The sequence below is a fragment of the Mycobacterium hainanense genome (assembly GCF_041890355.1).
GTDB lineage: Bacteria > Actinomycetota > Actinomycetes > Mycobacteriales > Mycobacteriaceae > Mycobacterium > Mycobacterium hainanense.
In genome coordinates, this window is the sequence record NZ_CP169059.1 from 4,991,431 (window position 1) to 5,004,913 (window position 13,483).

Below are 13,483 nucleotides of genomic sequence, written 5' to 3' on the forward strand. Positions count from 1 at the left end.
CCCCAGACACTCGGCTGTCTCCGGAACCATTAGGTGCTCGTCGAATTTGATATCGCGGGCGATATCAAATTGCGCGAAGCGATCATGCGTCGGCTAACCGCGCGCCATCGCCTCCAGCCGGCGGATGCGGTCCTCGATCGGCGGGTGCGTCGAGAACAGCGACCCGATCCGCTCGCCCGCGCGGAACGGGTTGGCGATCATCAAGTGCGCCTGGCTGGCAAGCTGCGGCTCCGGCGGCAACGGGGCGGACTGGACGCCGCCCGAGATCTTGCGCAGGGCCGACGCCAAGGCCAGCGGGTCGCCCGTCAGCACCGCACCCGATTCGTCCGCCTGGTACTCGCGCGACCGTGACACCGCCAAGCGCACCACGGTGGCGGCGATCGGGCCCAGCAACGAAACCAGCAGCAGCGCAAAGGGATTGCCGTCGTCGTCGCGGTTGCCGCCGAAGAACATCGCCACGTAGGACAGGGCGGTGATGATCGACGCCATCGCTCCGGCGATGCAGGAGATCAGGATGTCGCGGTTGTAGACGTGGGACAGCTCGTGTCCCAGGACCGCGCGCAGCTCACGTTCGTTGAGGATCTCCAAAATGCCGGTGGTGCAACACACGGCGGCGTTGCGCGGGTTGCGGCCGGTCGCGAACGCGTTGGGCGCGTTGGTGTCGCTGATGTACAGCCGGGGCATCGGCTGGTGCGCAGCGGTGGCGAGCTCGCGCACGATCCGGTACATCACCGGCGCTTGCAGCTCGGATACCGGCTGTGCGTGCATGGCGCGCAGCGCCAGCTTGTCGCTGTTGTAGTAGGTGTAGACGTTCATGCCGATGGCGAACAGCACCGCCAGGAACATCGCCGTCCTGCCGAACAGCGAGCCCGCAAACACGATCAACGCGGACATACCGACCAACAGGGCGAAGGTCTTCAGCCTGTTGGCATGGGGATGCCAGGTCATCGGTGTCCTCCTTGGAGCGTCAACTATCGCTCATTGAACGCTTGAACCTGCGGGCAAGGTTCCCCCGACGCGCTAACCGTGCCGGCTGATCGTGTAGTCGACCAGCGTCTGCAGCGCCTGCCGGCCGGGGACATCGGGCAGCAGGGCCAGCTCGTCGCGCGCCTGCCCCGCGTATTCGGCCAGCGTCTGCTTGGCCTTGGCCATCCCCGGGGACGCCCGCAACAGCGCCAGCGCCTCGGCCACCGCCTCGTCGTCGTCGATGGGCCCGGCCAGCAGCTGGCGTAGCCGCGCCGCGTCGGGCCCGGGTTCGCGCAGCGCGTAGACCATCGGCAGCGTGTGCACGCCCTCACGCACGTCGGTGCCGGGCAGCTTGCCGGACTCGTGCGAGTCGCTGTCGATGTCGATGATGTCGTCGGAGATCTGGAAGGCGGTGCCCACGATGCCGCCGAGCCGGCTCAGCCGCTCCACCTGCTCGGCGTCGGCGCCGGAGAACATGGCGCCGAACCGGCCCGCCGCGGCGATCAGGCAGGCGGTCTTCTCGTACACCACCTTCAGGTAGTGCTCGATCGGGTCCGTCCCTTCGGCCGGTCCGGTCAGGCCGCGCGTCTCCCGCATCTGCCCGGTCACCAGTTGGGCGAACGTCTCGGCGATCAGCCGCACCGCCTCGGGCCCCAGCCGCGACACCAACCGCGACGCCGTGGCAAACAGGTAGTCGCCTGCCAGGATCGCGACGTTGTTCCCCCAGCGGACGTTCGCGGTGGGCGCGCCGCGGCGCACCTCCGCCTCGTCCATCACGTCGTCGTGGTAGAGCGTCGCCAGGTGCACCAGCTCGATCACCGAGCCGGCGATCGTCACGTCGTGCGCGTCGGGGTTCGGCCCGATCTGGGCGGACAGGACGGTGAACAGCGGCCGGAATCGCTTGCCGCCGGCCTTGAACAGGTGCGTCAGCGAGTCGGTCATCACCTCGTCGGCGCTGCGCAGCTCGGTGTCCATGAGCTGTTCGATCCGCCCGACACCATCGCGCACCGTCGCGGCGAAGCCCGGGTCGCCGAAGTCGATGCCCGCCACCACCGTCGCCGGAGTACTCACCCGACCAACATACTGGTGAGCGTGGAGACGAAAGCCGACCTGGTGGTCGCGGGCGCCGGACCCGCCGGTTCGGCCGCGGCCGCGTGGGCCGCGCGCGCCGGCCACGACGTGCTGGTGATCGACTCCGCGAGCTTTCCCCGGGACAAGGCGTGCGGTGACGGGCTGACGCCGCGCGCGGTCGCCGAATGCGAGCGCCTCGGCCTGGGCGACTGGCTGGACACGCGCATCCGGCATCGCGGCCTGCGGATGAGCGGGTTCGGCGGCCAGGTGGAGGTCGACTGGCCGGGCCGGTCGTTTCCGTCGACCGGCAGCGCGGTGGCCAGACTCGAGCTGGACGACCGGATCCGCAAAGTCGCCGAGGAGTCCGGCGCCCGGATGATGTTGGGGACCAAAGCCGTTGCGGCACAACATGACTCGTCCGGGCGCGTGGTGTCGCTGACGTTGGCCGACGGGGCGGAGGTTAGTTGCCGGCGGTTGATCGTGGCCGACGGGGCCCGGTCATCGCTGGGCCGCAAGCTGGGCCGGCGCTGGCATCAGGAGACCGTGTACGGCGTCGCGGCCCGCGGGTATCTGGCCACTCCGCGCGCCGACGATCCGTGGCTGACGTCGCACCTGGAACTGCGCGGACCCGACGGTTCCAAGGACAACGTCCTGCCCGGTTACGGCTGGATCTTCCCCCTGGGCAACGGGGAGGTGAACATCGGCGTCGGGGCGTTGTCGACGTCGAAGCGACCGGCCGACCTGGCGCTGCGGCCGCTGATCGACTACTACACCGAGCTGCGCCGCGAGGAGTGGGGCTTTGACGGGCCGCCGCGGGCGGTGTCGTCAGCGCTGTTGCCGATGGGCGGCGCGGTGTCCGGGGTGGCGGGCCCCAACTGGATGCTGATCGGCGACGCCGCGGCCTGCGTCAATCCCCTCAACGGGGAGGGCATCGACTACGGGATGGAGACGGGGCGGCTGGCCGCCGAGCTGCTGGACTGCGGTGGGCCGTCTCAAGACCTCTCGCGGGTGTGGCCGTCGCTGCTGCAACAGCACTACGGCCGGGGATTCTCGGTCGCGCGCAGGCTGGCGCTGTTGCTGACCTTCCAGCGTTTCCTGCCCGCGACCGGACCGATCGCGATGCGCTCCCCGACGCTGATGACGATCGCCGTGCGGGTGATGGCCAACCTGGTCACCGACGACGACGCCGACTGGGTCGCGCGGGCGTGGCGCGGCGGCGGCCGGTTGTCGCGGCTGATCGATCGCCGGGTGCCGTTCAGCTGAGCCAGCTGACCTGCGCAAACGGTCATCGGTCCCGATTGGGGCCGCGGACATTTTTCCGCGCGCTTCGGGTGAGCGGTGTATAGTCCGGCTAATGAAGGGAACGAAGCTGGCTACTATCGGCGGCCTGGCCGCCGCCGCCATCGCGCTGGCCGCGCCGGCGCTGGCCTCGCCGCCGCCGTCGAACGACTACGACGCCCCGTTCAAGAACACGGTCAACGGCTTTGGCATCTATCAGCCGCAGGACCAGCTCGCGTGGCTGGGCAAGATCACCTGCGACCGGATCGGCCGCGGCGTGGACGGCGACCCGTACAAGTCGGCCAACTTCATCCAGCACAACCTGCCGCGGGGCACCACCCAGGGCCAGGCGTTCCAGTTCCTCGGGGCCGCGGTGGACCACTACTGCCCGGATCAGGTCGGCTTCGTTCAGCGGGCCGGCACCCACTAGCGCGTTCTCAGCGCAGGGGCTTGTAGGCGGCGTGTAGCGCCACGATGCCGCCGGTCAGGTTGCGCCACCGCACCGCCGCCCACCCGGCCCGGGAAATGTCGTGCGCCAGCTGCGACTGGTCCGGCCATGCCCTGATCGACTCCGCGAGGTACACGTAGGCGTCCGGATTGCTGGACACCGCGCGGGCCACCCGCGGCAGCGCCCGCATCAGGTACTCCTTGTAGGCGGTGGCGAACAGTCCATTGGTCGGCGTGGAGAATTCGCACACCACCAATCGGCCGCCCGGCCGGGTCACGCGCGCCATCTCACGCAGCGCCGCCTGCGGGTCGACGACGTTGCGCAATCCGAAACTGATTGTCACGGCATCGAATACGTCGTCACCGAACGGCAGTTGGGTGGCGTCGGCGGCGACCTTCGGGACGTTGCGCGCGGCGCCCGCGGCGAGCATCCCGACCGAGAAGTCCGCCGCCACGCACCACGCCCCCGATTTCCTCAGCTCGACGGTGGATACCGCGGTACCGGCCGCCAAGTCCAGCACCCGCTGGCCGGGGCCGATCGCGAGCGCCGAGCGGGTGGCGGTCCGCCAGTATCGGTCCTGCCCCAGCGACAGCACGGTGTTGGTCAGGTCGTAGCGGCGGGCGACGCCGTCGAACATGGACGCGACATCCCGGGGATCCTTGTCCAACGCCGCGCGACTCACGAGGGAAACGCTACCGGGGCGGGAATTAGGCGGTGACATCGGCGTTGCAACACAGCGTGACTGAAAAAGTTTGGTTTATCACCGGTACATCGCGAGGATTCGGGCGCGCATGGGCGACCGCGGCGCTCGAGCGCGGCGACAAGGTCGCCGCGACGGCCCGCAACACGACATCGCTTGACGACTTGGCCGAGAAGTACGGCGACGCGCTGCTGCCCATCCGGTTGGACGTCACCGATCGGGACGCCGACTTCGCCGCCGTCAAGCAGGCGCACGACCACTTCGGCCGCCTGGACATCGTGGTCAACAACGCCGGCTACGGGCAGTTCGGGTTCGTCGAGGAGCTGTCCGAGCAAGACGCCCGGGATCAGATCGAGACCAACGTCTTCGGGGCGCTGTGGGTCACCCAGGCCGCGCTGCCGTACCTGCGCGACCAGGGCAGCGGCCACATCATCCAGGTCTCCTCGATCGGGGGCATCACCGCGTTCCCGTTGGTCGGCATCTACCACGCGTCCAAGTGGGCGCTGGAAGGCTTTTCGCAGGCGCTGGCCCAAGAGGTCGCCCCGTTCGGCGTGCACGTCACGCTGATCGAGCCGGGTGGCTTCGACACCGACTGGGCCGGCGATTCGGCCAGGCACGCCGATCCGCTACCGGCGTACGACGACATCCGCGCCGCCGTGCAGGCCGAGCGCAGCAGGCGCTGGGCCAGCCCCGGCAATCCGGAGGCATCGGCCGCCGCGCTGCTGAAGGTGGTCGACGCCGAAAACCCGCCGCTGCGAGTCTTTTTCGGCGCGTCGCCACTGGCGACGGCTAAGGCCGACTACGAGAGCCGCCTGCGCACCTGGGAGGAATGGCAGCCCATCGCCGAGCTGGCCCAGGGGTAGCCGCGAACGTCGGCACCCACAAAAGAGGTAGTCGAATACGTATGTCGGCCGCCCGGTGCGGACCCATAATTGTGGGCATCTGCCAGGAAAGGCGGTCCGATGTCCGCACCCCAGTCCGCGCCGGTGGAGACTAGCGACGTTTGCATCGTCGGAGCCGGCATCGCCGGCCTGAATGCGATGTTCGCCGCTAGCCGATATCTGTCGCGTGAGCAGAAGGTGATTTTGATCGATCGCCGGACACGCGTGGGCGGCATGTGGGTCGACGTCTACCCGTATGTCCGCCTGCACCAGCCGCACCCCATGTTCACGGCGGGCAACATCGAGTGGACGCTCGGTAAGGATCGCAGTTATCTGGCGAGCAAGGGCGAGGTGCTCGCCCACTTCGAGCACTGCATCGACGTGATCAGGGATCGGGTCGGCGTCGAAGAGTATCTCGGCTGGGACTTCGAGTCCGCAGAAGAGGCGAACGGGATGGTGCAGGTCACCTGCAGGGCCGCCGACGGTCGGGCGCTCGTCATCGACACCGAGCGCTTGATCAAGGCCTACGGCCTTGGCATCACGCCCAACGAACCGCTCGACATCTCGAGCAAGCGCGTCCATTCGGTGTCGCCCGACTACTGCGACGTGCGGGCGGGCGACATCAGGGAAAGCGATGCGCCCGTGTGGATCGTCGGCGGCGGAAAAACCGCGATGGACACCGCGCACACGCTGATCACGACATACCCCGGCCGCGAGGTCAACCTGGTCGCCGGCCGTGGCACGTTCTTCTCCTGCCGCGACGACCTGTTGCCGAGCGGCGCGCGCCGCTGGTGGGCGGGAACACCGCCGAGCGCAGTCGCCACACAGCTGGGTCACCGCTACGACGGCACGAACGAAGCAGAGGTGCAGGATTGGTATCGCGCCACGCATGGCACATTCCTGACCCGCCAGGCGGACAACTTTGTGTTGGGAGTGTTGTCCGAGGCCGAGAACCGCACGATTTCCGCAGGGCTGAACGACCTCGTGATGGACTACTTCGAGGATGCGGTGGACCGAAACGGGACAACCGAATTGATACTCCAGAGCGGATCGACGAAGTCGATCGAACCGGGCAGCTGGATCGTCAATTGCACAGGCTACGTCAAATTCCCCGACGAATACCCGTACGAGCCGTACGTTTCACCCAGTGGCGCAATCGTTTCCATCAATGTGCGGTCGGCCATGCTGCACTTGCCGGCGTTCATGGGGTATTTCCTGGGCCACCTGATGTTCCTTGGCAAGCTCAGGGATATCCCGCTCTACGAAATAGACTGGATGAACCTGCGGCAGAAGGCGCCGCTGGCATTTCCATACGCGCTCTTCGCGCTAGTTCAGCACAACCTCAGCCTGATCTACGACAACGTTCCCAGGCGCGTATTCACCGACAACGCCCTCGATTTCGATAAGTGGTACCCGCTGCCGCGGCGGCTTCCGGGCATGGCACGGTTCATGCTCACCCACCGCCGGGAGTGCGAGCGCCAACGTCGTGTTCTGGACACCGTGCGGGAGCGTTTCGACATCCGTTGCGGCCCGCTCAGCGCGTAGCGGGCATACCCGGACCCTCCGCCATTCCCGGCACCTAAGTTCAAGCGTCCAACTCAGTACGCTAATTTCTCGTCGCCCTGGGCGCTATCGTTTTTCACCCGCCGGCCCGGTGGGCCGAACCGCTTCGCGAAAGTACCGATGCCACAAGGCAGGTAGTCCACTACGCGTGTGGGGCGGTCTGGCACCCAGAAGACTTGGTGACGCAAGTACTCCACCGACGCCCTTCGGGAGCACCACCATGACACTCACGGTTGACGCGTCGACCTGCCCGAGCGTCTTCGATGCCGGCCTGCCGACGATTGATTACGAGCATTGCCAGAGCCCCGAGGAGGCTCACCTGATTCTCCACGAGGCGCGCCGCCTGGCACCGATCGCGATCGGCCCGCACGGGCCGGAAGTGCTGACCTACGAACTGGTCCGAACTGTGCTGCGCGACCCGCGATTTCGCCTACCCCAGGGCATGTTCCTTGCCTCCCAAGGCATCACCGCCGGCCCATTGTGGGAGCGCGTCGCCACCAACCTGATCAGTCTCGACGGGGCCGAGCACCACCGGCTGCGCCGGCTGGTGTCCAAGGCGTTCACACCGCGCGCCACCGCGCGGCTGGGCACGACGATCACCGAGGTGATCAACGGACTGTTGGACCACCACACCGCAATCGGTCGCTGCGATGTGGTCGCCGACGTGGCCCGGCAATACCCGATCCCGATCATCTGTGCGCTGTTGGGCGCCCCGGCGCAGGATTGGAGGCTGTTCTCGGAATGGACCGACGACATCTTCAAGGCCTTCAGCTGGGAGGTCGCCGCCCATCAGCACACCATCTTGGCCGCGTGGGACGAGCTCGACGCCTACATCGACGACATGGTCGCGCAGCGACGCCATCGGCTGACCGATGACCTCATCTCCGACCTGATCCGCGCCGAGGACGACGGCGATCACCTCGACGCCGACGAGCTACGCATGCTGGCCGCGGGCCTGCTGGTGGCCGGCACCGACACCACCCGTAACCAGCTGGCCGCCTCCGTGCACGTGCTGTGCGACCGTCCCGACCAGTGGCAGTTGCTGGGCGAGCACCCAGAACTCGCCAACAGCGCGGTCGAAGAGACGATGAGGCATTCACCCATCGCGGGCGCCACCTTGCGCATCGCGCTCGAGGACGTCGAAATCGGCGGGGTGGTGATCCCCACGGGCACCGTGGTCATCGCAAACACCGCCGCCGCCAACCGCGACCCCGCCGTCTACGACGACCCGGACCGGCTCGACATCACCCGCGTGGGAGCCCCGCCGATGCAGACGTTCGGCGCCGGCATGCATTACTGCCTGGGCGCCAACCTGGCCCGACTCGAGCTCGCCGAAGCCCTGGCTGCCATGGCGCGGCGCATGCCCAACGCACACCGCACCGGACCCGCGCCATGGAAGCCGCTCACCGGGCTCAGCGGACCGGCCACGCTGCCAGTCGAATTCACGCCGGGGAGGTAAGCACCGCGATCAGCGCGCCTTACCAAACGGGTAGGAAACCCTTCCCTTCCGGGAGGAGAAACTGGCTTCCGCGGTAATTACCAGATCACCCACAATCCTCGAGCATTTCAGGCATGACTTGCATGACACTGCCGAACAGCCGCATCGTCAGCGACGCGGCGCTCGCCCGGGCCGCGGCGGCCGGCGATCGCGCGGCGCTGGCCGATATCTACCACCGCTACGCCGCCCCACTGCACGCCTACTGCGTCGGCATGCTGCGTGATCGCCACGCCGCCTCCGACTGCGTCCAGGATGTCTTCTGCACCGCCGCCACACAGCTGCCGAAGCTGCGAGAGGCGGACAAGCTCCGGCCGTGGCTCTACGCCATCGCCCGCCGCAGCGCGCTGCGGGTCCTGTCGGAACGCCGCCGCGAGGCGGTCTGCGACGAGCTGCCCGACGATGTGGCGACCGGTCCGGGGCCGTTCACGCTGACGGCCCAGAACGAACTCCGTCGCCTGATCACCCAGGCGGCCGACGGATTGTGCGAGCGGGACCGACGGGTGCTGGAGCTTGCCTACCGTCACGGCGCGACCGGAGCCGAGCTCGCACAAGCGCTGGGCATCAGCTACGACTCCACCAAGAAGGTGCTGCAGCGGCTGCGCGACACCATCGAACGCTCACTGGGTGCGCTGTTGGTGGCCCGCCACGCGTCCCAGCACGGGTGCCCGCAGCTCGCCGCGGAGCTGGCCGGCTGGGACAACCAATTCACCGTCCTGATGCGGAAACGCATTGCGCGCCACATCGAGTCGTGCCCCACATGCGACGGATACCGCCGCAGTGCCCTCAACGTCGTGGCCGTCCTCGGCGGCGGGCTACTCGACGAGGTGTCCCCGTCACGTTCAGTCTTGTTACGTACGACGATCACGCAGCATTGAACGGTTGACGGCACCGAGCCGGATGGCCGCATTGGCCAGCCGGACCCGGCGGTCTCCCTCGGTGTTGATGCCGAACTTGTCGTACAGGTGCTGCAAATGTTGCTTGACGGCCGCCTCCGTGACGAACAGCTCCTGGGCCATCCGACGAACAGATGCGGGCTCGGGAAACGGGTCGTCGGACACGAAGGGGCGACACAAAACCTTCAGGACGTCGAGTTCGCGCGCGGTCATGCGGGGCGGCCGCAGTACGGACCTGCCGGTTTCCGTCTCTTGATCACCCGGTCCTTCACCAGCCCCTTGTGCCATCCAGAAGACCAATCGTGAACTACCCAAACGCAATTCGTCGCCGGACCGCAGAATCCGTTCCGCGGCGATCTTTTCGCCGTTGACGAAGGTGCCGTTGCGGCTACCCAGGTCCCGCACCGACCAGGCTTGCCCGAAGTTCTCCAGGACCGCGTGTACCCGGGACACGGTCGGGTCGTGCTCGAACGAGACCGCGTTGGTCAAGGATTTGCCGAGGGTCACCCGTTCACCGCTGAGCGCGACGAGCTCCCGCCCCGACGGCTTCCACACTTCCAAATGGGACGACATATGGACCCTCCTATCAGGCCCATTCTGACCCCGCGGCTCAGAAAATGACCGGGGAACAGCCCGCTGAGCCGAAAACGCGCCCTCGAGCAGCCAAGCACGCGCGTCGAGATGGTCTGGCCGGAGCGGGACCGGCCGTGGGTTACTCCCCCTGCGCGTACCGCTTGGCGAACATCCGCCTGCGCGAGAACGGCGACAGCACCGCCTCATAATGGCCGAGCAGCTCGTCACAGATCACCGGCCAACTGCGGCCGAGCACGCTGCGCCGCGCCGCCAGTGCGTAGCGGTGGCGTTCGTCGATCAGATGGGTGACGGCGGCCGGCAACCTCGCCTCGAACTCGTGGACGCCCAGTAACAGACCGGTGCGCCACGGCGTGACGAGGTCGCGTGGGCCGCCGGCGTCGGGGGCGATCACCGGCAACCCCGACGCCAGCGCTTCCTGCACGACTTGGCAAAACGTCTCATGCTCACCGGGATGCACGAAGACATCCATGCTGGCGTACGCCACGGCAAGTTCGTGGCCGTACAGGGCGCCGGTGAAAACCGCTGTCGGCATTGACTTTTGCAGCTTGGCGCGGTCGACACCGTCGCCGACGATGACCAGTTGGACGTCACCGCGCGCCGCCAGAGGGATCAGCCGCTCCACGTGCTTCTCCGGAGCCAACCGGCCCACGAAGCCGACGATCGGCTTGCCTCGCGGCGACCATCGGCGCCGGAGCGCCTCGTCCCGCCCCGACGGGGCGAACCGCAGCACGTCGACACCGCGCGCCCAGCGGTGCACCCGTGGGAAGCGGTGCTGCACAAGCGATTCCATCGTCACCGTGGACGGCGCCAGGGTGCGGTCGGCGAGGCTGTGCAGATGCCGAAACCAGGCCCACGCGGCCCGCGACGTCATCGGGATGCCATAGCTCGCCGCGAAACCCGGTACGTCCGTTTGGTACACGGCGACGGTCGGCACCCCCAGCCAGCGCGCCGCCTTGACGCCGCCGTAACCCAATAACGCCGGCGAGGCCAAATGCACCACGTGCGGGTCGAATCCGCGCAGCACGCTGACCAACCTGGGCGTCGGCACCCCGAGCGGCAACGTGGTCACCTTCGGAAACATCCGCGAGGGAACGCGATGCACGCGGATTCCGTCGTGAACCCGATCCGCGGGGGTCACTCCGGGAGGGGTGTCCGGGGCGATGACGAGGGCTTCGTGACCGGTCCGGCGCAAATGCTCGAGTACCCGGAGCACCGAGTTGCTGACACCATTGACTTCCGGCAGGAACGATTCGGCGACGATGGCAACGCGCACATCACTACGGTGTCAGCGCCGGCTGTCGCGAAGGTTGCCTGCGAGCATACGTCGCGCGAAATCTGCTGGTCGGACGCTTCCAACCCGGCTAAGCCGGTGTCGCCGCGGCCTCGTCGCGGCGATCGAGCAACTTGTCCAGCACCGCCAGCCCGATCAGCAGGGCCGTCGCGGCCAGCCAGCACACCACCGCGATGGAGCCGGCAGGGATGATGGCCAGCCCGGCATTGCGGTGCTGCACCCGAACCAGATTCGGATCGTTCTTGTTGTACTCGACGTAAATCCGCATGCCCGTGGCCAGATGGGACGGATACAGCACGCCCAGCTCCGGGCGGTACGTGACCCGCTCCGGTGTCACGAACTCGATGGTGGAGCGGCGCGGCCCGGCGCTGAGCACCTCGGCCTGCGCCACCCCCATGTTGTGTTGAATCGCAAGGTCATCGCGCCAGGCGCCGGCCACCAGCAGGATCGACTGCAGGGTGACCAGGCCGGTCACGATGAGCACCGTGACGCGGGCCCAGCGCAACGCGATCCGGGAACGGGTGTTGGGCGGCCTGTCGCTACGACCGTGAATCAGTATGTGCAGCAACCTTTTCAGGTGGTTCACGAGATCCTCAAAGGGCCGCCTTGATGGCCACATGCAGCTGCCGCAGCGACGACCGGTCGGCCTTGACCTCCAGCACCCGCATACCGGCCGCGGGTTCGTCGAGCGCCGCGCCGAGCTGGTCGACCTCGATCTGCCGGCTCTCGACGTGATAGGCGCGACACAGCGCACCCACGTCGACGTCGTGCGGCGTCCCGAAGATTCGCGACGACACGTCGGAGAACCGCGGATCGCCCTGTTCGAGCAGTTCGAAGATGCCACCGCCGTTGTCGTTGGACACCACGATGGTCAGCTGCCGCGGGGTCGGCTCGGTGGGCCCGATCAGCAGCCCGGAGCTGTCGTGGACGAACGTCATGTCACCGATCAGCGCGACGGTGCGTCCCTCATAGGCGAGCGCGGCCCCGATCGCGGTGGACACCGTGCCGTCGATGCCGGCCACGCCCCGGTTGGAGCGGACCCGGATCCCGTGGGTGTCCAGGCCGACCAGGGCCGCGTCGCGGACCGGGTTGGACGCCCCCAGCACCAGCTGGTCACCGGGCCGCAGGGCGTCGGCCACGGCCGCCGCCACGTGCAGGCCGGTGGTCAGCGGGTGCGCCTCGAGCTGGCCGCGCACCGCTTCGTTGGCGTGCCGGTTGGCCTCCGCGCAGCGCCTCAGCCAGGCCGGATTCGGGGCGCCGGTGGTGACCGCCCTGGTCCCCGTCGCCTGCGAGTTGCCCGAGACGTCGGGCCAGCGCGGTCCGGTGGTCAACGCGTACACCGGCACCTGCGGATCGGCCAGCAGCGCCGACACCGGCCGGTGCAGGGTGGGCCGCCCCAGCATGATCACCTGCTTCGGGCGCAGCAGGGGCAGGGCCAGCGGGTGCAGCGGGTTTTCCGGGGCGGGCGCCGTCGATTCGGCGACGGTCGGCAACTGCGCGAGGTTGGGGTGCGCGCCAGCGCCGTGCCCGGCGATGACGACGGTGTCGGGCGACAGGTCGATGTCCAACGGCTGGTCGAACGTGACCGGCGGCGTGTAGGTCCACGGCCGCCCGCCGGGCCGCCCCGCCGGCACGGCGGCGCCCTGGTGTTCGGGATCGGGGACCAGGGGTTCGCGCAGCGGGATGTCGAACTGCACCGGCCCGGCGTTGGCGGTGCGAGATCCGGTGGCGGCCACCAGGACTCGACAGGTGGCCGATCGCCAGGTGGCGTTCATGGCGTCCAGCCGTTCGGGCGCGTCCTCGGCCAGGCCCAGGCTGATGGCGGCGCGGACCTGCGTGCCGAAATAGCCCAGCTGCTCCATGGTCTGGTTGGCCCCTGTGCCCAGCATCTCGTAGGGCCGGTTGGCCGACAGCACGATCAGCGGCACCCGCGCGTAGTTGGCCTCCACCACGGCCGGCCCGAGGTTGGCCACGGCGGTGCCCGACGTCATCGCCACACACACCGGGGCGCCGGCGGCGATCGCCAGCCCGATGGCCAGGTAGCCGGCGGTGCGCTCGTCGATGCGGACGTGCAGCCGGATCCGTCCGGCGCGGTCGGCGTCGTGCAGCGCGAAGGCCAGCGGCGCGTTGCGTGACCCGGGGCACAGCACCACGTCGCGGACGCCGCCGCGAATCAGCTCGTCAACGACGACGCGGGCCTGGGTCGTCGAGGGGTTCACTCCTACAGCCTGTCACAACCCGCCGGCCGGGCGCCGACCGTGGAGAGGGCGGGCTCATTCGCCCGGACTTCGCCCGGAAAG

At 68.3% G+C, this 13,483-nt stretch carries 13 protein-coding genes; 6 read left to right on the forward strand and 7 right to left on the reverse strand.

From position 1 onward, the window contains the following. Positions 1 to 93: 93 nt before the first annotated feature. Together htpX and grcC1 are read right to left on the reverse strand one after the other, a co-directional pair. Positions 94 to 948: a zinc metalloprotease HtpX gene (htpX, locus tag ACEL92_RS23480; RefSeq protein ID WP_374022984.1), complete on the reverse strand. Its 855-nt coding sequence runs from the start codon at positions 946 to 948 to the stop codon at positions 94 to 96. A 72-nt stretch (positions 949 to 1,020) separates the two neighbouring features. Next, positions 1,021 to 2,037, reverse strand: a complete 1,017-nt coding sequence (gene grcC1 / locus ACEL92_RS23485) for a nonaprenyl/(2E,6E)-farnesyl/geranylgeranyl diphosphat synthase (RefSeq protein ID WP_374022985.1) — start codon at positions 2,035 to 2,037, stop codon at positions 1,021 to 1,023. A gap of 15 nt (positions 2,038 to 2,052) precedes the next feature. On the opposite strand from grcC1, the gene menJ reads away from it, so the two are divergent. Both menJ and ACEL92_RS23495 read left to right on the forward strand, forming a co-directional pair. After that, on the forward strand, positions 2,053 to 3,300 hold the full coding sequence (gene menJ / locus ACEL92_RS23490) for a menaquinone reductase (RefSeq protein ID WP_374022986.1): 1,248 nt from the start codon (positions 2,053 to 2,055) through the stop codon (positions 3,298 to 3,300). Between the two features lie 91 nt (positions 3,301 to 3,391). After that, a complete protein-coding gene (locus ACEL92_RS23495; RefSeq protein ID WP_067213104.1) occupies positions 3,392 to 3,745 on the forward strand; it encodes a DUF732 domain-containing protein in 354 nt (117 codons plus the stop codon). Between the two features lie 7 nt (positions 3,746 to 3,752). Here ACEL92_RS23495 and ACEL92_RS23500 read toward each other — a convergent pair whose 3' ends face one another. After that, positions 3,753 to 4,445, reverse strand: a complete 693-nt coding sequence (locus ACEL92_RS23500; protein ID WP_374022987.1) for a demethylmenaquinone methyltransferase — start codon at positions 4,443 to 4,445, stop codon at positions 3,753 to 3,755. Positions 4,446 to 4,501: 56 nt separating this feature from the next. Here ACEL92_RS23500 and ACEL92_RS23505 point away from each other — a divergent pair, with 56 nt between their 5' ends. The 4 genes from ACEL92_RS23505 to ACEL92_RS23520 all read left to right on the forward strand — a co-directional run bounded on the left by ACEL92_RS23505 (position 4,502) and on the right by ACEL92_RS23520 (position 9,280). Next, a complete protein-coding gene (locus tag ACEL92_RS23505) occupies positions 4,502 to 5,326 on the forward strand; it encodes an SDR family oxidoreductase (RefSeq protein WP_374022988.1) in 825 nt (274 codons plus the stop codon). A gap of 99 nt (positions 5,327 to 5,425) precedes the next feature. Beyond that, positions 5,426 to 6,889, forward strand: a complete 1,464-nt coding sequence (locus ACEL92_RS23510; RefSeq protein ID WP_374022989.1) for an FAD-dependent oxidoreductase — start codon at positions 5,426 to 5,428, stop codon at positions 6,887 to 6,889. A gap of 238 nt (positions 6,890 to 7,127) precedes the next feature. Further along, complete coding sequence (locus ACEL92_RS23515) at positions 7,128 to 8,366, forward strand: cytochrome P450 (RefSeq protein WP_374022990.1); 1,239 nt, start codon at positions 7,128 to 7,130, stop codon at positions 8,364 to 8,366. A gap of 122 nt (positions 8,367 to 8,488) precedes the next feature. Beyond that, positions 8,489 to 9,280 (forward strand): RNA polymerase sigma factor, encoded by a 792-nt coding sequence (locus ACEL92_RS23520; protein WP_374022991.1) that lies wholly within the window; start codon positions 8,489 to 8,491, stop codon positions 9,278 to 9,280. On the opposite strand, the gene ACEL92_RS23525 is transcribed toward ACEL92_RS23520, so the two are convergent. The 4 genes from ACEL92_RS23525 to menD form a co-directional block, all read right to left on the reverse strand. Further along, complete coding sequence (locus ACEL92_RS23525) at positions 9,254 to 9,871, reverse strand: FHA domain-containing protein (protein WP_374022992.1); 618 nt, start codon at positions 9,869 to 9,871, stop codon at positions 9,254 to 9,256. The genes ACEL92_RS23520 and ACEL92_RS23525 overlap by 27 nt on opposite strands. Positions 9,872 to 10,010: 139 nt before the next feature. Continuing rightward, positions 10,011 to 11,165: a glycosyltransferase family 4 protein gene (locus tag ACEL92_RS23530; RefSeq protein ID WP_374022993.1), complete on the reverse strand. Its 1,155-nt coding sequence runs from the start codon at positions 11,163 to 11,165 to the stop codon at positions 10,011 to 10,013. An 88-nt stretch (positions 11,166 to 11,253) separates the two neighbouring features. Then, entirely contained in the window at positions 11,254 to 11,769 is a 516-nt protein-coding gene (locus tag ACEL92_RS23535; RefSeq protein ID WP_374022994.1) for a hypothetical protein, read from the reverse strand. 7 nt (positions 11,770 to 11,776) lie between these two features. Then, a complete protein-coding gene (gene menD / locus ACEL92_RS23540; RefSeq protein ID WP_374022995.1) occupies positions 11,777 to 13,402 on the reverse strand; it encodes a 2-succinyl-5-enolpyruvyl-6-hydroxy-3-cyclohexene-1-carboxylic-acid synthase in 1,626 nt (541 codons plus the stop codon). Between the last annotated feature and the right edge of the window lie 81 nt (positions 13,403 to 13,483).